This window comes from Arthrobacter sp. H-02-3, from assembly GCF_003097355.1.
Classification (GTDB): Bacteria; Actinomycetota; Actinomycetes; order Actinomycetales; family Micrococcaceae; genus Arthrobacter; species Arthrobacter humicola.
This window is the reverse complement of the sequence record NZ_PYUI01000017.1, coordinates 79,976-98,405: the sequence shown is the minus strand read 5'-3', so window position 1 is coordinate 98,405 and position 18,430 is coordinate 79,976. Positions and strand designations below refer to the sequence as shown.

Annotated in this window: 18 protein-coding genes; 16 read left to right on the top strand and 2 right to left on the bottom strand. The window is 67.9% G+C overall.

From position 1 onward, the window contains the following. Positions 1 to 352 precede the first annotated feature (352 nt). From C9424_RS15775 to C9424_RS15740, 8 genes are all read left to right on the top strand, one after another. Positions 353 to 736, top strand: coding sequence for a hypothetical protein (locus C9424_RS15775; RefSeq protein WP_116767844.1), 384 nt, complete (start codon positions 353 to 355; stop codon positions 734 to 736). 202 nt (positions 737 to 938) lie between these two features. Then, positions 939 to 1,922: a bifunctional riboflavin kinase/FAD synthetase gene (locus C9424_RS15770; RefSeq protein WP_116767843.1), complete on the top strand. Its 984-nt coding sequence runs from the start codon at positions 939 to 941 to the stop codon at positions 1,920 to 1,922. A 99-nt stretch (positions 1,923 to 2,021) separates the two neighbouring features. After that, on the top strand, positions 2,022 to 2,876 hold the full coding sequence (gene kynA, locus C9424_RS15765) for a tryptophan 2,3-dioxygenase (protein WP_091249783.1): 855 nt from the start codon (positions 2,022 to 2,024) through the stop codon (positions 2,874 to 2,876). Then, positions 2,873 to 4,138 carry a kynureninase gene (kynU, locus tag C9424_RS15760; protein ID WP_116767842.1) on the top strand — a complete coding sequence of 422 codons (1,266 nt, stop codon included), beginning with the start codon at positions 2,873 to 2,875 and terminating at the stop codon, positions 4,136 to 4,138. Before kynA ends, kynU begins: the two co-directional genes overlap by 4 nt. Before the next feature lie 202 nt (positions 4,139 to 4,340). Further along, positions 4,341 to 4,610 (top strand): 30S ribosomal protein S15, encoded by a 270-nt coding sequence (gene rpsO / locus C9424_RS15755; protein WP_091249788.1) that lies wholly within the window; start codon positions 4,341 to 4,343, stop codon positions 4,608 to 4,610. Between the two features lie 246 nt (positions 4,611 to 4,856). Then, positions 4,857 to 7,109, top strand: coding sequence for a polyribonucleotide nucleotidyltransferase (locus tag C9424_RS15750; protein ID WP_116767853.1), 2,253 nt, complete (start codon positions 4,857 to 4,859; stop codon positions 7,107 to 7,109). Between the two features lie 185 nt (positions 7,110 to 7,294). Beyond that, positions 7,295 to 8,638, top strand: a complete 1,344-nt coding sequence (locus C9424_RS15745; RefSeq protein ID WP_116767841.1) for a M16 family metallopeptidase — start codon at positions 7,295 to 7,297, stop codon at positions 8,636 to 8,638. Positions 8,639 to 8,716: 78 nt separating this feature from the next. Beyond that, positions 8,717 to 9,214 carry a DUF1579 domain-containing protein gene (locus C9424_RS15740; RefSeq protein ID WP_116767840.1) on the top strand — a complete coding sequence of 166 codons (498 nt, stop codon included), beginning with the start codon at positions 8,717 to 8,719 and terminating at the stop codon, positions 9,212 to 9,214. A 29-nt stretch (positions 9,215 to 9,243) separates the two neighbouring features. Here the strand turns inward: C9424_RS15740 and C9424_RS15735 are convergent, their stop codons facing one another. Together C9424_RS15735 and moaA are read right to left on the bottom strand one after the other, a co-directional pair. Then, positions 9,244 to 9,510, bottom strand: coding sequence for a MoaD/ThiS family protein (locus C9424_RS15735; protein WP_116767839.1), 267 nt, complete (start codon positions 9,508 to 9,510; stop codon positions 9,244 to 9,246). A 7-nt stretch (positions 9,511 to 9,517) separates the two neighbouring features. Then, on the bottom strand, positions 9,518 to 10,657 hold the full coding sequence (gene moaA, locus C9424_RS15730; protein ID WP_202615900.1) for a GTP 3',8-cyclase MoaA: 1,140 nt from the start codon (positions 10,655 to 10,657) through the stop codon (positions 9,518 to 9,520). Between the two features lie 132 nt (positions 10,658 to 10,789). Between moaA and C9424_RS15725 the strand changes: the two genes are divergently transcribed. From C9424_RS15725 to dapB, 8 genes are all read left to right on the top strand, one after another. Then, entirely contained in the window at positions 10,790 to 11,533 is a 744-nt protein-coding gene (locus C9424_RS15725) for a response regulator transcription factor (RefSeq protein ID WP_116767837.1), read from the top strand. Next, on the top strand, positions 11,520 to 12,869 hold the full coding sequence (locus tag C9424_RS15720; RefSeq protein ID WP_116767836.1) for a sensor histidine kinase: 1,350 nt from the start codon (positions 11,520 to 11,522) through the stop codon (positions 12,867 to 12,869). The genes C9424_RS15725 and C9424_RS15720 overlap by 14 nt, the downstream gene beginning before the upstream one ends. Before the next feature lie 35 nt (positions 12,870 to 12,904). After that, entirely contained in the window at positions 12,905 to 14,806 is a 1,902-nt protein-coding gene (locus C9424_RS15715; protein ID WP_237563491.1) for a molybdopterin-dependent oxidoreductase, read from the top strand. A gap of 26 nt (positions 14,807 to 14,832) precedes the next feature. After that, on the top strand, positions 14,833 to 16,056 hold the full coding sequence (locus tag C9424_RS15710; protein ID WP_116767835.1) for a molybdopterin molybdotransferase MoeA: 1,224 nt from the start codon (positions 14,833 to 14,835) through the stop codon (positions 16,054 to 16,056). Next, complete coding sequence (gene moaC / locus C9424_RS15705) at positions 16,044 to 16,595, top strand: cyclic pyranopterin monophosphate synthase MoaC (RefSeq protein ID WP_116767834.1); 552 nt, start codon at positions 16,044 to 16,046, stop codon at positions 16,593 to 16,595. Before C9424_RS15710 ends, moaC begins: the two co-directional genes overlap by 13 nt. After that, a complete protein-coding gene (locus tag C9424_RS15700; RefSeq protein WP_116767833.1) occupies positions 16,592 to 17,104 on the top strand; it encodes a MogA/MoaB family molybdenum cofactor biosynthesis protein in 513 nt (170 codons plus the stop codon). The genes moaC and C9424_RS15700 overlap by 4 nt, the downstream gene beginning before the upstream one ends. Then, positions 17,094 to 17,600, top strand: coding sequence for a molybdenum cofactor biosynthesis protein MoaE (locus tag C9424_RS15695; protein WP_116767832.1), 507 nt, complete (start codon positions 17,094 to 17,096; stop codon positions 17,598 to 17,600). Before C9424_RS15700 ends, C9424_RS15695 begins: the two co-directional genes overlap by 11 nt. 68 nt (positions 17,601 to 17,668) lie before the next feature. Next, on the top strand, positions 17,669 to 18,427 hold the full coding sequence (dapB, locus tag C9424_RS15690; RefSeq protein ID WP_091249815.1) for a 4-hydroxy-tetrahydrodipicolinate reductase: 759 nt from the start codon (positions 17,669 to 17,671) through the stop codon (positions 18,425 to 18,427). Positions 18,428 to 18,430: the final 3 nt, after the last annotated feature.

Here is an 18,430-nt window from a genome sequence, read left to right as displayed (position 1 = left end):
CCGCCACCCCACGTCGACCCCCGCCAAACACCCCGACGCAACAAATACTTCCGCCCCGATATGCCCCGGCAGTGATTGCGTCACCCGAGCGAGTCACTCGGCGGGGACGATTCAAAGCGGCGCGTCATCCGGGACGTGGAATCCGGGCGGGACCTGGGGGCCAGCCGGGACCTGGTGCCCGGGCGGGAGACCGGACAGGAGTCTGGAGGCCAAACGTCGGCCCGAGGGAGTTCCCCGCGCGTTATCGTCTTCAGGCGGCCCAGGGAATTGGAAACCTGGCTGGCGGAAGAAACCGCGGCCCGGGCCGAAAGCCTCTGAGTCACAACGGCCGATACGTGTCTAGGGTGGAGGCATGGACCAACGCCGTCTGCTGCTGCGGGCAGTGAAGTCGTTCCACACCTTCGCCTGGTTCACAATCGAGGCCTGCATGGCCTACGTCCTCTATACGGGTATCAGGGGCCGCACCGACCGGAAAGCGGGCGCTGCCGCCGTCGTGGTCGCGGTAGAGACGCTGATCTTCGCCGCGAACGGCTTCCACTGTCCGCTGACCGCCGTCGAGCGGGACCTCGGCGACGGCAAAGGCACGGTCACGGATATCTACCTGCCGCATTGGTTCGCGCGAAACCTGCCCGGGATCCACGTCCCGCTCATCGTCGCCGCCGCACTGCTGCACTGGCGGAACTGGCGCATCCACGCGGTCCGGGACAGCCAGCGCAGGCTCCTGCTGGGTCGATAGGCCCCACGCGCGCTGACGCCGTCGCCACGATGCCTTTGAATCGGCTTCCCGCCGAACGGCGCACCGGCCGTGCCCGCGAGGCTGCCCCGGAAGCCGCGTGCGCCGTCCGGAGGCTGCCCGGATTGCGGGTAATCTTAGAGAGTTCCGGAGCCGGCACGGTCCCTCCGGAAGAGTTCATGGCAGGCAGCAAAAGGCGAGGTTGATGGTCCACATCTGGAACGATCTGTCCGAAGTCCCGTCGGACTTTGGTCCTTCGGTTGTCACGTTCGGCAATTTCGACGGCGTGCACCGCGGCCACCAGCAGGTGCTGTCGCAGCTCATCCGCACCGCCCGCTTGAACCACGCCCGCGCCGTCGCGATCACCTTCGATCCGCACCCCGCGCAGGTGCACCGTCCGGAATCGGCTCCCGAGCTGATCATGGGGCTGGAGGACAAGCTCGTGGCACTGGGTGAGCTCGGCCTCGATGCCGTACTGGTGATGAAGTACTCGCTGGAGCTCGCCAGCCACACACCTGAAGAATTTGTCTCCACGGTCCTTGTGGACGCCCTGAAAGCGAGCCACGTGGTGATCGGCCACGATGCCCGGTTCGGCCGCGGCAATTCCGGCGACCTCTCCACCATGCAGGAACTGGGCAGGAAGTTCGGTTTCGAGGTGCTGGTCATCAGTGAGTTCGGCTCTGAAGGCTTCCCCATCCACGACGACGCCGGCACGGACCGCCGCTGTTCGTCCACGTGGGTGCGCGAGGCCCTCCGCGCCGGCGACGTTGCCACCGCCGCTGCCGTACTGGGGAGACCGCACCGGATGCGCGGCGAGGTGGTGCACGGTGCCGCACGCGGCCGCGACCTTGGCTTCCCCACGGCAAACCTGGCGTCGACGGCGAGCGGGTACATTCCCGCGGACGGCATCTACGCCGGCTGGCTCGTGGACCAGGCCGGGACCCGCTGGCCTGCGGCCATCTCCGTGGGCTCCAACCCCACGTTCGACGGCGTGAGCCGTCAGGTAGAAGCCCACGTGATCGACCGCCCGGAGGAGTCCGTAGAGGACTTCGATCTGTACGACCAGACAGTTGTGGTGGAATTCGTCTCCAGGCTGCGCGGCATGGTGGCGTACCGTGGGCCTGAGGCATTGGTGGAGCAGATGCGTCTGGACGTCGTCCAGGCCCATGACATCCTGTTCGCCCGCTGACAGCGGGGCCGGACCGGCGTCCAACCCCGCGCCGACGGCGTTCTGACTCACTGGAGCCGCGCGCTGAATCACAGCCAGGCGGCAAGGAAGGCAAGAGACGTGACCATCGAGAAGAACACGAGGGAGCTGGACAGGGACATCGTCCGCGACTTCAGCACGCGGATGAGCTACGCATCCTATTTGCAGTTGCCCACCCTGCTCAGCGCCCAGCAGCCTGTCAGCACCCCGGAACACCACGACGAGATGTTGTTCATCATCCAGCACCAGACCACGGAGCTGTGGCTGAAGCTGGTGCTGCACGAGCTTCGCAGCGCCGCCGCCTGGCTGCGTTCTGACGACCTCGGCTCCGCCCTCAAAGCGATCGCCCGCGTCAAGCACATCCAGAAGACCCTTACCGAGCAGTGGTCCGTGCTGGCCACCCTCACGCCCACCGAGTACTCGCAGTTCCGCGGCTTCCTCGGCAACTCGTCCGGGTTCCAGTCCAGCCAGTACCGGGCGGTCGAGTTCCTGCTCGGCAACAAGAACGCCAAGATGCTTCCGGTCTTCGAATCGGACCCCGAGGCCCACGAAATGCTGCGCGAACTGCTCGACGCCCCCAGCATCTACGACGACTTCCTGGCGTATCTCAAGCGCCAGGGCTTCGACGTCCCGGCCTCCGTGCTGGAACGCGACGTCACCAAGGCCCACGAGTTCTGCCCGGAATTGGTTCCGGTGTTCAAGTACATCTACGAGAACGCCGCCGACAACTGGGGTGCCTATGAGGCCTGCGAGGAACTCGTGGACCTCGAGGACAACTTCCAGCTCTGGCGCTTCCGCCACCTGCGCACCGTCCAGCGCACCATCGGAATGAAGGCCGGCACCGGCGGGTCCAGCGGGGCCGCGTTCTTGCAGAAGGCCCTGGAACTGACCTTCTTCCCGGAGCTCTTCGCAGTGCGGACGGAGATCGGCCAGTGAACGCGATCAATGCGGAGACCGCAGGCAACACTACCGACGCCCTGTGGCAGCGCGCCCGCGACCTCGATGCCGCGGATCCGCTCGCAAACTACCGGGAACACTTCGTCGGCACGGACACCGACCTGTCCTACCTTGACGGGAACTCGCTCGGACGGCCGCTCAAACGGACCATCACCGACATCAGCACCTTCATCCAGGACAGCTGGGGCGGCCGCCTGATCCGGGGCTGGGATGAGGAGTGGCTCGAACTGCCCCAGGCCATCGGCGACCAGCTCGGCCGCGCGGTGCTCGGTGCGGCGCCCGGACAGACCATCATTGCCGACTCCACCACCGTGGTGCTGTACAAGCTGATCCGCGCCGCCCTGGCCGCCGTCACAGATCCGGCCCGGACCGAAATCGTCCTGGACACGGACAATTTCCCCACCGACCGCTATCTGGTGGAGGGAATCGCCCGCGAACGGGGCCTGACCCTGCGCTGGATCGACGCCGATCCCGCCTCCGGCGTCACCGTCGAGCAGGTGCGGGCCGCGACGGGGCCGGCCACCGCCGTCGTGGTCCTGAGCCAGATCGCCTACCGTTCCGGTTTCCTCGCCGACCTGCCGGCCGTCACCGCCGCAATCCACGACGCCGGCGCCCTGGTGGTGTGGGACCTTTGCCACTCCGCCGGATCGGTGGAGATCGCATTGGACGACGCCGACGTCGACTTTGCGGCAGGCTGCACCTATAAGTACCTGAACGGGGGACCGGGCTCGCCCGCGTTCGCCTACGTCAACGACCGGCACCTGGCCGGGTTGCAGCAGCCGATCTGGGGCTGGATGGGACGCAAGGACGCGTTCGAAATGGGTCCCGGCTACGAGGCCGCTCCCGGCATCCGAGGCTTCCTCAGCGGCACCCCGGCCATCTTCGGGATGCTCGCCATGCGCGGCACACTGGACCTGATCGAGGAAGTGGGCATGGCCGCGCTCCGCGCGAAGTCGCGGGTGCTGACGGCCTTCGCCCTCGAACTCTACGACGCCTGGCTGGCACCGGCCGGCGTGCAGCTGTCCACCCCGCGGGACCCCGAACTGCGCGGCAGCCACGTGACGATCGACCACCCTGCTTTCCGTGAAATGACGGCCGCCTTGTGGGATCAGGACGTGATTCCCGATTTCCGTGCCCCGCAGGGCATCAGGATCGGGCTGTCTCCGCTCAGCACCTCCTTTGAGGAGCTGTACCGCGGCGTCGCTGCCATCCGGGAGCTGCTTTCGGGCCCGGAGAACTGAGCCCCTTCGCCGGCTGGCACGGCAGGCGGTTTCGACAAGATCGCGGACGTGCCACTAAACTAAACGTTGGATCCGGCTGCAGTCCGTGGCGGCTGGTTCCTGTTGTGTACGGGATACCTGGCTTCGGCAGGGTATTCCGGGACGGCACCCCCGGCAGTGAAGTACTGTTTTCGGGCCTCACGGCACATCTCTAGGAGTTAACGTGGCACTTGAAGCCGCTGTAAAGCAGTCCATCATCAAGGAATTCGCAACGTCCGAGGGCGACACCGGTTCGCCGGAGGTCCAGGTTGCAGTCCTGACTCAGCGGATCAAGGATCTCACTGAGCACATGAAGGTGCACAAGCACGACTACCACACCCAGCGCGGTCTGCTGGCCATGGTTGGTCGTCGCAAGCGCATGCTCACCTACCTCAAGAACACTGACATCACCCGCTACCGTCAGCTCATCGAGCGCCTCGGCCTGCGTCGCTAGTCAGCTTTAAGGGGCGGCCCCTTCCGGACCGGAAAGGGCCGCCTTCTTCAGGACAAAACTAAACAGGAGGATCAACCGCATCACGCATTCGCGGTCCTCGGTAGTGATTCCCGGGAACGGCTTCAAGGATTGAAGCCCGGCCCGTGGGTCTCGATCGATGACCGGGTGCAGTGCAGGCCAGTAGACAGATGCTGGGCTGGGTTGATGCGGCTGGGCTCCGTGAACCATGAAACGGAGGTGACTCTCTTGGAGGGTCCCGAAATCCAGTTCTCAGAAGCAGTCATTGACAATGGCCGCTTCGGCAAGCGTGTAATCCGCTTCGAAACCGGCCGTCTTGCCAAGCAGGCCGCCGGCGCAGCGATGGTCTACATCGATGAAGAGACCGCACTGCTGTCCGCCACCACCGCCGGCAAGCACCCGCGTGAAGGCTTCGACTTCTTCCCGCTGACGGTCGACGTCGAAGAGCGCATGTACGCTGCCGGCCGTATCCCGGGCTCGTTCTTCCGCCGCGAAGGCCGCCCCTCCACGGAAGCCATCCTGGCCTGCCGTCTCATGGACCGCCCCCTGCGCCCCGCATTCGTCAAGGGCCTGCGCAACGAGGTCCAAATCGTCGTCACCGTGCTGTCCATCAACCCGGACGAGCTCTACGACGTCGTAGCCATCAACGCTTCCTCGATGTCCACCCAGCTTTCCGGCCTGCCCTTCTCCGGCCCGATCGGCGGCGTCCGCGTTGCCCTCGTCGCCGACGAGCACGGCTCGCAGTGGGTTGCTTTCCCGAAGCACTCCCAGCTTGAGAACGCCGTCTTCAACATGGTCGTTGCCGGCCGCATTGCTGGCGATGACGTCGCCATCATGATGGTTGAAGCCGAAGCCACCGACAACTCCTGGAACCTCATCAAGGAACAGGGCGCCACCGCCCCGACCGAAGAAGTTGTCTCCGAAGGACTTGAGGCCGCCAAGCCGTTCATCAAGGCCCTCTGCGAAGCACAGTCCGACCTGGCGGCCCGCGCCGCCAAGCCGACCGTCGAGTTCCCGGTTTTCCTGGACTACCAGGACGACGTCTACGCCGCCGTCGAGTCCGCTGCCGCCGAGAAGCTGGCAGCCGTCTTCCAGATCGCCGACAAGCAGGAACGCGACACCGCCTCCGACGAGCTCAAGGACGAGGTCACCTCTTCCCTGGCCGGCCAGTTCGAAGGCCGTGAGAAGGAGCTGTCCGCAGCCTTCCGCTCCGTCACGAAGCAGGTTGTGCGCCAGCGCATCCTCAAGGACCAGATCCGCATCGACGGCCGCGGCCTGACGGACATCCGCCAGCTCACCGCCGAGGTTGAGGTCCTGCCCCGCGTTCACGGCTCGGCCATCTTCGAGCGCGGCGAGACGCAGATCATGGGTGTCACCACGCTGAACATGCTCAAGATGGAACAGCAGATCGACTCGCTGTCTCCCGTGACGCGCAAGCGCTACATGCACAACTACAACTTCCCGCCGTACTCCACCGGCGAGACCGGCCGCGTCGGTTCCCCGAAGCGCCGCGAAATCGGTCACGGAGCCCTCGCAGAGCGCGCCATCATGCCGGTGCTGCCCTCCCGCGAGGAATTCCCCTACGCCATCCGCCAGGTGTCTGAGGCCCTCAGCTCCAACGGTTCGACGTCGATGGGTTCCGTCTGCGCGTCCACGCTGTCCCTGCTCAACGCAGGTGTGCCGCTGAAGGCCGCTGTTGCCGGCATCGCCATGGGCCTGGTCTCCGACCAGGTTGACGGTCAGACCCGCTACGCCGCCCTGACCGATATCCTCGGCGCCGAAGATGCTTTCGGCGACATGGACTTCAAGGTTGCCGGTACCTCCGAGTTCGTCACGGCCATCCAGCTGGACACGAAGCTCGACGGCATCCCGGCCTCCGTCCTGGCAGCCGCCCTGAAGCAGGCCCGCGAAGCCCGCCTGCACATCCTGGACGTCCTGAACTCCGCGATCGACACCCCGGACGAGCTCTCCGAGTTCGCGCCGCGCGTCATCGCGGTTAAGATCCCGGTAGACAAGATCGGCGAGGTCATCGGCCCGAAGGGCAAGATGATCAACCAGATCCAGGAAGACACCGGAGCCGACATCTCGATCGAGGACGACGGAACTGTCTACATCGGCGCCACGAACGGCCCGTCTGCCGACGCAGCACGGTCCGCGATCAACGCCATCGCCAACCCGCAGATCCCGGAAATCGGTGAGCGTTACCTGGGCACGGTCGTCAAGACCACCACCTTCGGCGCCTTCGTTTCCCTGACCCCGGGCAAGGACGGTCTGCTGCACATCTCCGAGCTGCGCAAGATCGCCGGTGGCAAGCGCGTGGACAACGTCGAGGACGTCGTCTCCGTCGGCCAGAAGATCCAGGTGGAAATCACCAAGATCGACGACCGCGGCAAGCTCTCCCTGTCGCCCGTTGTGGCCGACGAGGCAGGCTCCGAGGACGCAGACAGCGCTGAGGTCTCCGCGGACGCCGCAGCAGAGTAGTCTCTCCTGACCAAACGGCGGGGCCGGTGGATCATCCACCGGCCCCGCCGATGGTTAAAGCCCTCGTAGGTGTCCCTGCAGATGTTCCTGCTTATGTCCAGGGAGCAGCCGCCGGGGGAGTGGCCCGCTGGTACGATGGCAGGCAGATTTGACGCATTATTTTGATGGTTTATGGAAAGGTCTTGATGACAGTCGTCCCCCTGCCGCTTGAGCAGAATCAGCACGCAGACACCCTGATCCACGGAGCCGACGGCGGTTCCGAGGTTCGCCGCTCGGTCCTTCCCGGCGGCGTCCGCGTGCTGACCGAAGCCATGCCCGGCCAGCGGTCGGCAACCATCGGTTTTTGGGTCGGTGTGGGCTCACGCGACGAGGCCCCCGGGCAGCACGGCTCCACCCACTTCCTGGAACACCTGCTGTTCAAAGGCACCAAGCGCCGGACCGCCCTGGAAATCGCCTCGGCCTTCGACGAGGTCGGCGGGGAATCAAACGCCGCCACCGCGAAGGAAAGCACCTGCTACTTCGCCCGCGTCCTGGACACCGACCTCCCCATGGCGATCGACGTCATCGCCGACATGATCACTGGGGCCGTCCTGGACCCGCAGGAGATGGAGCAGGAACGCGACGTCATCCTCGAGGAAATCGCGATGGACAGCGACGACCCCACGGACGTCGCGCATGAGCACTTTGTCGCCGCCGTCCTCGGATCCCACCCCCTCGGCCGCCCGATCGGCGGCACCCCGGCAGCCATCCGCGCCGTGGCCCGCGACTCGGTGTGGGACCACTACCGCCGTTACTACCGTCCCGACGAGCTCGTGGTCACCGCCGCCGGCGGGCTGGACCACGACGTCGTCTGCGGGCTTGTGGTGGATGCCCTGCACTCCGCCGGCTGGAACCTTGAGCCCGCTGCCGCTCCCGTGCAGCGCCGCTCCACCGAGCGCGCGGACATCACCGGCACCGCCGGCTTGCACGTCGTCAAGCGTCCCGTGGAACAGGCCAATATCATCATGGGGTGCCCGTCGCTGGTCGCCACGGACGACCGCCGCTTCGTCATGAGCGTTCTCAACGCCGTCCTTGGCGGCGGCATGTCGTCCCGGCTCTTCCAGGAGGTCCGCGAGAAGCGCGGACTCGTCTACTCCACCTACTCTTTCGCCTCCTCGTACGCCGACGCCGGCTATTTCGGCATGTACGCCGGCTGCACGCCGTCGAAGGTCCGGCAGGTTATCGAGCTGCTCGGCGCAGAACTGGACAAGCTGGCCTCGGACGGAATCTCCGACGAGGAACTCCGCAAGGCAGTGGGACAGCTGTGCGGCGGCATCGTGCTGGCACTGGAGGACACCGGTTCCCGGATGTCCCGGCTGGGCCGCGCGGAGCTGGTGTCCGGCGAGTACCAGGACATCGACGAGACCCTGCGCCAGATCAAAACCGTCACCGCAGCGGAAGTCCAGGAGCTCGCCCGTCAGCTCGCGGCCGCGCCGCGGACCGTCACGGTGGTGGGTCCGTTTGAGGAAACCGAGACGTTCGGGCTCTAGCTTTGTAAATCGCCGGTCTTTACACCGGCGCAGGCACGGCGTGATGATGGTGGCGGGGTCACTCGGGAGGAACTCCGCATGGGAGGAACTGTGGACCGGCCGCTGCCAGGCAGTGCATGCGCGGCGCTAGAGCCTTTCCTGGGCCGGTGGACGGGGACCACACACTGGGAGGCCTCCGCATGGGGTCCGGCGCGCAGCGCGGAATCCGAGATCATCTTCTCTCCCGCGGCCGCCGGGCTGGCTGTGACACAGAGCTACCGCCACACGGATGAAGACGGATCCCGCTCCGAAGGTCATGGTGTCTTCACAATGGACCCGGATCGCCCCGACACCTTCTGGTACCACGTCAACAGCATGGGGCTGCCGCCCGAGGCGCCCGCGCGCGCGAGCTGGGAAGCCGGCACCCTGACCGTGGAACGACGCAGCGACCGCGGCACCGCGCGGCACACCTTCCGGGTGGACGGCGGCGTCCTGACGCACGCTGCCGGGCTCCGCCTGGGCAAGGCGAGCGAGTTCACCACCTTTATGACCACCGTCTGCCGTCGCGTCCCCGAAGGCGCCTCCATCACGGCCTGAGGTTAGCCGATGCGTCGGGCCGTTGAGGCTTAGCCTCCGGCGAACGGCGGCAGCACGTCCACGACGTCGGCCTGCTGGAGCGTCTTTGCATGGTCACGCACGGCCACCTCGTTGAGCAGGAAGCTGGAACGGGACAGGATGCGTGCCAGCGGCGGTGTACCGGCCGGCGGCTCGGGGCGTTCGACGGCGAGGATCGCCTCAAGCAGCGCGGCGAGGGTGTCGCCGTCGGCGAGGTCGAAGCGTTCTTCATCCACGCCGGCGGCAGCGCGCGCGGCAGCGAAGTAGCGTACGTTCACGAAAAAGTCAGCCTCCGATGGCGCTCATGCTGCGGTCCGGCTGGACAAAGTCGGGGGCGTCGAGCCCCACATGGTCCATGCCGTGGGCCTTGGGCTTGATCCACATGGCATCCTGCCAGCGTTCGGCCAGTCGTTCGTCGCTTGCACCCTCGCGCAGCAGCCCCAGCAGGTCCACTTCCTCGCGCGAGAACAGGCAGCTCATGATCTTGCCTTCGGCAGTGATGCGCGTGCGGCGGCAGTCTGAGCAGAATGGCTCCGTAACGGAGGCGATGATGCCCACGGTGCCGAGCACTGGGCCGGTGGCCTCGCCGGTGCCGGGAACGCGTGCACGCACTTCGAACCGTTCCGCCGGGGCGCCGTCGCGGTCCCGCGGGTCGGAACTGAGCACGTAGTCGGTGGAGAGCAGCCCGCGGATCTCCGCAGCGGTGATCATATTCCGGCGGGTCCAGCCGTGGTCCGCATCCAGCGGCATCTGCTCGATGAAGCGCAACTCATAGCCGCGGTCCAGCGCCCAGGCCAGCAAGGCCGGCGACTCGACGTCGTTGATGCCGCGCATGAGCACGGCGTTGAGCTTGACCGGACCCAGGCCCGCAGCCCAGGCGGCGTCCACGCCGGCGAGGACCTTGTCCAGGAAGGGGCGGCGGGTCAGCTTGGCGAAGGTTTCCTCGTGCAGGGAATCGAGGGAGACATTGATCCGGGAGAGTCCGGCAGCCTTGAGCCCGGCAGCCTTCTTGTCCAGGCCGACGGCGTTGGTGGTCATGGAGATCGGCAGCTCAGGGTGGGCCCGGCGGAGCGCGGAGATAATGTCCAGCAGATCCGCGCGCACCAGCGGCTCGCCTCCGGTCAGCCGGAGTTCGCGCACGCCCAGCATGTCGACGCCGATCCGCACAATCCGCACGATCTCCTCGGCAGACATCACCGCCTGCTTGGACAGCCACTCCAGGCCCTCGGCCGGCATGCAGTACGTGCAGCGCAGGTTGCACTTGTCCGTCAGCGATAAGCGCATGTCCGTGGCACGGCGGCCGTAACGATCGACGAGCCCGGCAGGCAGGCCGTGCGGGCGCCCGGACAGCGCGGCTGCGGCAGGCGTGCCTGTTCCGGGACTGCCTGCCTCGCGGGGCTGGGGCATACCCAGTTGAACTGTCATAGAGTCAGGCTACGCCACCCCGCGGCAGACGTCACAGCCGCGTGACGGCAGGGATATTACGTCTTCGGGAACGATGTCCGGCAGGGCTTCGGATGCCTGCCCGCGGCGCGGCCGCGAACCTATGCTGGAAGCGTGAACACGACCCAGCAGGCCTCGGATGCAACGGAGTACCGGCGCATCCTCCTCGTCGAAGACGAGCCGACCATCGCCGGGGTGGTCCGAGACTATCTCGTCCAGGCGGGATTCCAGGTGGTCCTCGCCGGCGACGGGTTCACGGCCCTGCGCCTGGCCGCGGAACGCCGCCCGGACCTTGTCCTGCTGGACCGGATGCTGCCGGGCCTGGACGGCGTGGAAGTCTGCCGCCGGCTGCGGGCAGCACATAGTGTCCCGGTCATCATGCTCACGGCCCTGGGCACCGAGGACGACCGGATCCTGGGCCTGGAAGCCGGCGCGGACGACTACGTCACCAAACCGTTCTCGCCCCGCGAACTGGTCCTGCGCGTCCGCTCGGTCCTGCGCCGGAGCATTCCCGAATTCAGTCCCGAGCCCTCCATTGAAGTGGGCGGCTTCGACCTCAGCCCGGCCGCGCGCACGGTCACCCGCCACGGCCGGCCCCTGGCGCTGACCGCGCGGGAATTTGACCTGCTGGCCTTCATGCTGCGCCGTCCCCGCCAGGTCTTCAGCCGCGAAGAGCTCATGAAGGCCGTGTGGGGCTGGGATTACGGTGACCTCTCGACGGTGACGGTCCACGTGCGCAGGCTGCGCGAGAAGATCGAGGACGACCCCACCCGCCCCGCCATCCTGAAAACGGTCTGGGGCGTCGGCTACCGGCTGGACCCCAGCGACGAGGAAGAAACCGCCGGTGCAGACCTCTGAACTCCTGACCATCATCGGCTGGGCCGTGGCATGGGGCGCCGTGATCGGGGCCGCATCCCTGCTCGTGCTGAAACCGCTGCGCAAGGCCTCCTTCGCGGTGCAGATCTGTGTGGTGGTCCTCGCCGCCGTGGCGGTCCTGGTCGCCGGAATGGTCAGCGCCTTCAACGCCATGTTCATCTCGGCCCGGGACCTCGAGGTCATGTGGTACGTCCTGGCGGTGGCCTCTGCGGTGGCCGTTGCCATCGCCCTGGTGCTCGGATCGCGGGTGTCGCGGAACGCCAGGGACCTGGTCGAAGCCGCCCGGAGCATCGGCCGCGGCGAGAGCCCGGGGATCCAGTCCCCGGTGATGAGCCACGAACTGGCCGCCCTCGCCGCGGAGCTCGACTCCAGCAGCCGGAAGCTGGAGGCGTCCCGGCAGCGGGAGGCCGCCGTCGAGAACGCCCGCCGCGAACTCGTCAGCTGGATCTCCCACGACCTCCGGACGCCGCTGGCGAGCATGCGGGCCATGACCGAGGCGCTGGAAGACGGCATGGCATCGGATGTCCCCGGCTATTACCGCAAGATCATCGCTCAGACGGACCTCATGGCGGGCATGGTCAACGACCTCCTGGAACTGTCGAAGATCCATGCCGGGACCATGCGGCTCAAAGCCGAGCCGCTGGACCTGTACGACCTCGCCAGCGACGCCATCGCCGACCTCGCCGCGCTAGCGCAGCAGCATGGCGTCACGCTCGACGGCGGCGGCCGGCGCGAGTGCCTGGCTCTCGCCGACGGCCCCTCGATGGGACGCGCCATCCGGAACGTCGTGCTGAACGCCATCGTCCACAGCCCGCCGGGCTCCCGCGTCACCGTCGAAGTGGGGCGGGAAGGGGACCGGGCCGTCGTCGCTGTCACCGACGGCTGCGGCGGGATCCCCGAAGAGGACCTGCCGCATGTCTTCGAGACCGGCTGGCAAAAGAATCCCGCCCGGCGCCCGGCGAGCCGCCTGCCCGCTCCGGACGACGCGGGGGTGCCAGGGTCGGACGAGCCGGCAGGCACCTTGCGCTACAGCGGGGCCGGGCTTGGCCTGAGCATCGTCGCCGGAATCGTCAAGGCCCATGAGGGGACCGTCACCGTGGAGAACGTCGACGGCGGATGCCGCTTCTCGCTGCTGCTTCCCGGCCAGGAGGTCCCTGCCAAGGAGGCCTCCGGCCACGCGACGGCGGTTCGGCCATCCCCGGCGGACGTTCCGTCCGCTGGCGGCCTCGCTCCCGGCGCGTCCTCGGCGGGCGGGGAACAGGACAGGCGTCCGCCGGACCCGGCGGACGAGACGCTCCATACCGGACGCACGCAGTGAACCGCGGCGCGGGCCTGGACGAACAGGGGGCCGAAATGGACAAGGACATGCACAAGCGGTTGGACCAGGACACGGCCCAAGCAACGGATGAGGACACGGGCAAGGCCATGGATAAGGAAATCACCGGTCAGGAGCAACGCGCTGGAACGCAGGTGCAGCAGGGACAGGCCGGGCAACCGCCACGCAAGCAACCGCAGTCCAAGCAAGGCCGGCCCGGGCAAGACCGTTCGAAGGACCGGCGGACGCGGGACCTGTGGGCCGCCGCGGCCGGACTGGTGGCCGTCGGGACCGCAGTGGTGCTCGGCGAACTCACGGCCAGCCTGGTGAGCCCCACAGTTTCTCCCGTGACGGCCGTGGGCGGGGCAGTGATCGATGCCGTCCCGCCGGGCGTCAAAGAATGGGTCATCTCCGTCTTTGGTACCGCGGACAAACTGGCACTCCTCGGTGGCATGGCACTGGTCATCGCCGCGCTCGCCGCCTTGTCCGGGGTCCTGGAAGTGCGGCGCCGATTCGCCGGGGTGGCCGTCATCGCGGTCTTCGGCGCCGTGGGCCTCGTGGCCGTCCTGAGCCGGGCCGACCTGACCGCGAACGCGATCCCCGTCCCGGTGCTGGTGGCACTCGTGGGGATCGCCCTGCTGCGCTGGCTCATCCGCAAACTCGAGACGTGGCTGCCCGACCCGAACGGAGCCCCGGACGGAGCCACGGACGGGGAGCCGGCCGCGGCGACGGTCCCGCCGGAGCCCGACCCGTCCGAAACCCGGGCGGCGGCGCAGCCTGTCCCGGTGGTGGCCCCGGCCGCGGAGACTTCCCCGCCGGAAACCGCTGCCGCCGCGCGGGCCGCCGAGCCTCCGGCCGGCGAGGTCGGACCTGCCCGGCGCCGCTTCCTGCTGGCCCTCGGCGGAACCGCTGCGGTTGCCGCCGTCGCGGGTGTGCTCGCGTCCACCCTCAGGGGAGCCGCCGCCGTCGTCAGTGACGTGCGCAGCAAGCTGGCCATCCCGACGGCCGCCTCACCGGCGCCGCCCATCCCCGCGGGCGCCGAGATCCGGCTGGACGGCCTCGGACCGCTCGTGACCCCCAACAAGGACTTCTACCGGATCGACACCGCCCTGCGCGTGCCTCTGGTGGACCCGGCGCAATGGACGCTGAAGGTCACCGGCCTGGTGGAACGCGAGATTGAACTCGACTTCGCCACCCTTCTGGCCAAACCCCTGACAGAACGCCATGTGACCATCGCCTGCGTCTCCAACGAGGTGGGCGGAGACCTGATCGGCAACGCCAAGTGGCTCGGCTGGCCGGTCCGCGAACTGCTCGCCATGGCCGGACCCAAGCCCGGAGCCGACATGGTGCTCTCCCGAAGCACGGACGGCTGGACGGCCGGGACGCCGCTGGAGGCACTCACAGACAGCCGCGACGCGCTGCTGGTCGTGGGAATGAACGGCGAACCGCTCCCGCTGGAGCACGGTTTCCCGGTCCGGATGATCGTGCCCGGGCTGTACGGCTACGTCTCGGCCACCAAGTGGGTCACCGAACTGAAAGTGACCCGCTACGCGGACGATGTCGCCTACTGGACGCCCCGCGGCTGGAGCGAGCGCGGGCCCATCAAGACCTCGTCCCGCATCGACGTGCCGCAGGACGGGCGCAGCGTGACGGCAGGGACCGTGGTGTTCGGCGGGGTCGCGTGGGACCAGCACACGGGCATCGGCACGGTGGAGCTGCGGGTCAACCGGGGCGACTGGAAACAGGCCGAGCTCGCCCCGGGCATTTCGAAGGACACATGGTACCAATGGAAGCTGGCGCTTCCGCTGACTCCGGGCCGGTACGAGGTCCAGGTCCGGGCCACGGACCTCGAGGGCGTCCCGCAAGTGGAGGAGTCCGCCCCCGTCGCGCCGAGCGGGGCCACCGGCTTTCACACGGTTAGAGTTGACGTGAAATCCTAGTGAGCTGAGCAAAGGTCAGGACACGCATGCACCGCACCGAGACAAGGCACGTCAGCGTGGAAGCGCACCGGGACAAGGTCCGCGCCCTGCTCGCGCCGCTCCGCACCGATGACCGGGTGGAACGGCTCCCGCTGCTTGAAGCCTTGGGCCGGGGACTCGCTGTCGACATCGTGGCACCGCTGGATCTTCCCCCCTTTGCCAACTCGCAGATGGACGGTTTCGCGATCCGCAGCGGCGACGTGCCCGACGGCGGCACGGAACTGCGCGTCGTCGCGCCTGTTCCGGCCGGCGCCGCACCGGCGGAACTAGCCGTCGGCACCGCCGCGCCGATCATGACCGGAGCCATGATGCCGGCCGGAGCCGACGCCGTCGTGCCCATTGAACAGGCAGTGCCCGATTCGTTCCCCGCGCCCGGCGAGTCCGCCACGGTCCGCCTGCCGGCCACGGCTGCCGGAACGTTTGTGCGCGACATCGGCAGTGACATCCGCTCCGGCGAGCCCGCCCTCGGCTCCGGGACATTCCTTGGCCCCGGCCAGCTGGGACTCCTGGCGGCCATGGGCTTCACGGACGTGCCCGTCCGTCCTTCGCTGCGTGTCCTGCTGGTCACCACCGGCGACGAAGTCGTGGAACCGGGCAGCCCGCTGGGACCTGGCAAGATCTTCGACTCCAACGGCACGCTGCTCGAAGCCTCCATGCGCCAGGCCGGCCTCGAGGTCACCCGGACGGCCATTTCCACGGACCGGCCGGATGAGCTCGCCCTGCTGCTGCGCCGGCACGCCCCGGACGTGGACCTGATCGTCACCACCGGTGGTGTCAGCAAGGGCGCCTACGAAGTGGTCCGCCAGGCCATGGCCGGACACGACGTCGAGTTCACTGCAGTGGCCATGCAGCCCGGCGGACCGCAGGGAATCGGCAGCTTCGACGGCGTCCCCGTGCTGGGGTTCCCCGGTAACCCGGTGAGCTGCCTCGTGTCATTTGAAATGTTCCTGCGCCCCGTCCTCACCGAACTCTTCGGCGCTCCCGCGCCGCGGCCCGCCGTCCGGGCCCGGCTGGTCGAGGCGCTGACCTCCCCGCCCGGCAAGCACCAGGTCCGGCGCGGCACCCTGGCTCCGGACGGCACGGTCCGGCTGGAGGGCGGTGCCGGCTCACACCTGGTGCACGCACTGGCCCGTTCCAACGCCCTGGTCCACGTTCCCGAGGGCACAGCGGCTCTCGCTGCGGGCGATGAAGTGGAAGTATGGATTCTGTGAATGAAGCAGAGAACGCTGAGGCAACTCCCGCGCCAGCGGAAAACAGCACAGCGGAAAATAGCGCAGGGGACAACACCCGCCTGACCCACCTCCGCCACGATGGCACGGCCCAGATGGTTGATGTGTCCAACAAGGCGGAGTCCACCCGGGAAGCCACGGCCACCGCGACCGTCCGCAGCACGGCGGAGGTCCTCGCGCTCCTCGGCGGCGGCGAGCTCCCGAAGGGGGACGCCCTGGCCGTTGCCCGCATCGCCGGGATCATGGCGGCGAAAAAGACACCGGATCTCATCCCGCTCTGCCACCCGCTGCCGATCGCCAAGGTCACCATCGACTTCGAGCTCGACACCGCCTCCGTCACGGTGTTTGCCACCGTCAAGACCCGCGGCGTCACCGGGGTCGAGATGGAGGCCCTGACCGCGGCGTCGGTTGCGGCACTGAGCGTCTACGACATGATCAAGGCCGTGGACAAGCACGCGGTCCTGACCGATATCAAAGTGCTCGCCAAAAGTGGCGGCAAGAGCGGGGACTGGACCTTATGAACATGCCCGAACCGCACCGCCACGGCGAAGCCACCGGCCGGAAGGCAGGCGTCGTGATCGCCTCCACCCGCGCGGCCGCCGGCGTCTACGAGGACCTCACGGGGCCCGTCATCGTCGACTGGCTCACCGAACACGGCTTTGAGCCGTTCCCGGCCCTGGTGGTTCCGGACGGGGCTCCGGTGGGAGCCGCGCTGCGTGCCCTGCTGAGCCAGCAGCCGGCCGTCATCATTACCAGCGGCGGCACGGGCCTCAGCCCCACCGACGCGACCCCCGAGGAGACCCTGCCCCTGCTGGACCGGGAAATCCCGGGCATCATGGAAGGCATCCGCAGCGCCGGGACAGCCAAGACGCCCATGGCCATGCTCAGCCGTGGCCACGCGGGCGCGGCTGGCCAGACCTTCATCGTGAACCTGCCCGGATCACCGAAGGGCGTCATGGATGGCCTGAGCGTGCTCGATCCCATCCTTGGACATCTTTGCGACCAGCTGGAAGGCAGTCATGGGCACTGAAACAGGATTTGAAGTCGTGCACGCCGTCCTGAGCGCCGAACCTATCTCGGTGGACCAGGCCATTGCGGCCGTCGAATCGGACACCGCCGGCGCGGTGGTCAGCTTCAGCGGCGTCGTCCGGAACCACGACGGCGGCAAGCAGGTTTCGCGGCTCAGCTACAGCGCCCACCCGACGGCGCACCAGGTGATGGCAGACGTCGTCGCCCGGCTCGTGGCGGAACACTCGGTCCCGGCCGGCGGCCCGGCGTCCGACGGATCTTCGGATGACGGCGGCGCTGAACAGCGTCAGCAGCCGGTGCGGATCTGGGCCGCGCACAGGATTGGCATGCTCGAGATCGGCGACCCCGCCCTGGTCTGCGCCGTTTCCGCAGCGCATCGCGGCCAGGCCTTCGAGGTGTGCGCCGAACTCGTGGACCGGATCAAGGCCCAGGTGCCCATCTGGAAAGAGCAGTTTTTCGCCGACGGCACCGTCGAATGGGTCGGGGCCGGCGAGTAGGCGCACGGCCGTGTAACTCAAGGCCGCCGGTTCCAGAGGGCAACGGCCCCGGCGGTAGGGTTGATGGCATGACCGAACAACTCTCCGTCGCCGTGCTGGGCGCCAACGGGCGCATGGGCGCCGAGGCCGTGAAGGCCATCGACGCCGCCGCGGACCTGACGCTCGTCGCGGCCCTTGGCCGCAACGATTCCCTTGAATCGCTCGTCAGCTCGGGCGCGCAGATCGTGGTGGACCTGACCGTTCCCGAAAGCACCGAAGCGAACGTCCGCTTCGCCGTCGAACACGGCATGCACGCCGTCGTCGGCACTACGGGCTGGGATGCCGGCCGGCTTGCCCGTCTGGAGGAGCTCCTCGCCGACCGGCCCGGAGTCGGCGTCCTCATCGCCCCGAACTTCGCCCTCGGCTCGGTCCTGGCCTCCGCCTTCGCCGCCAAGGCGTCGAAGTACTTCGAGTCCGTTGAAATCATTGAACTGCACCACCCTGACAAGGTAGATGCCCCCTCCGGCACGGCTGTGCGCACGGCGCAGCTGATCTCGGCCGAGCGCACCGCCGCCGGCGTGCCTTCCAGCCCGGACGCCACCACCACGGAACTCGAGGGCGCCCGTGGCAGCGACGTGGAGGGCGTCCGGGTCCACAGCGTCCGGCTCAGCGGCCTCGTCGCGCATCAAGAGGTCCTGCTGGGCGGCCCGGGGGAGCAGCTGACCATCCGCCACGACTCCTTCGACCGCGCCTCCTTCATGCCCGGCGTGCTGCTGGGGATCCGCAATGTCGCCGCACACCCCGGCCTCACCGTGGGGCTCGACGGCTACCTGGACCTGGGGCTCTGAGCC

Excerpts from the sequence above, each read along its gene's own strand:
- C9424_RS15775 (WP_116767844.1), top strand. The coding sequence starts at position 353 with ATGGACCAACGCCGTCTGCTGCTGCGGGCAGTGAAGTCGTTCCACACC.
- C9424_RS15770 (WP_116767843.1), top strand. The coding sequence starts at position 939 with ATGGTCCACATCTGGAACGATCTGTCCGAAGTCCCGTCGGACTTTGGT.
- C9424_RS15745 (WP_116767841.1), top strand. The coding sequence starts at position 7,295 with ATGACAGTCGTCCCCCTGCCGCTTGAGCAGAATCAGCACGCAGACACC.
- C9424_RS15740 (WP_116767840.1), top strand. The coding sequence starts at position 8,717 with ATGGGAGGAACTGTGGACCGGCCGCTGCCAGGCAGTGCATGCGCGGCG.
- moaA (WP_202615900.1), bottom strand. The coding sequence starts at position 10,657 with ATGACAGTTCAACTGGGTATGCCCCAGCCCCGCGAGGCAGGCAGTCCC.
- C9424_RS15715 (WP_237563491.1), top strand. The coding sequence starts at position 12,905 with ATGGACAAGGACATGCACAAGCGGTTGGACCAGGACACGGCCCAAGCA.
- C9424_RS15710 (WP_116767835.1), top strand. The coding sequence starts at position 14,833 with ATGCACCGCACCGAGACAAGGCACGTCAGCGTGGAAGCGCACCGGGAC.
- moaC (WP_116767834.1), top strand. The coding sequence starts at position 16,044 with ATGGATTCTGTGAATGAAGCAGAGAACGCTGAGGCAACTCCCGCGCCA.
- C9424_RS15700 (WP_116767833.1), top strand. The coding sequence starts at position 16,592 with ATGAACATGCCCGAACCGCACCGCCACGGCGAAGCCACCGGCCGGAAG.
- C9424_RS15695 (WP_116767832.1), top strand. The coding sequence starts at position 17,094 with ATGGGCACTGAAACAGGATTTGAAGTCGTGCACGCCGTCCTGAGCGCC.
- dapB (WP_091249815.1), top strand. The coding sequence starts at position 17,669 with ATGACCGAACAACTCTCCGTCGCCGTGCTGGGCGCCAACGGGCGCATG.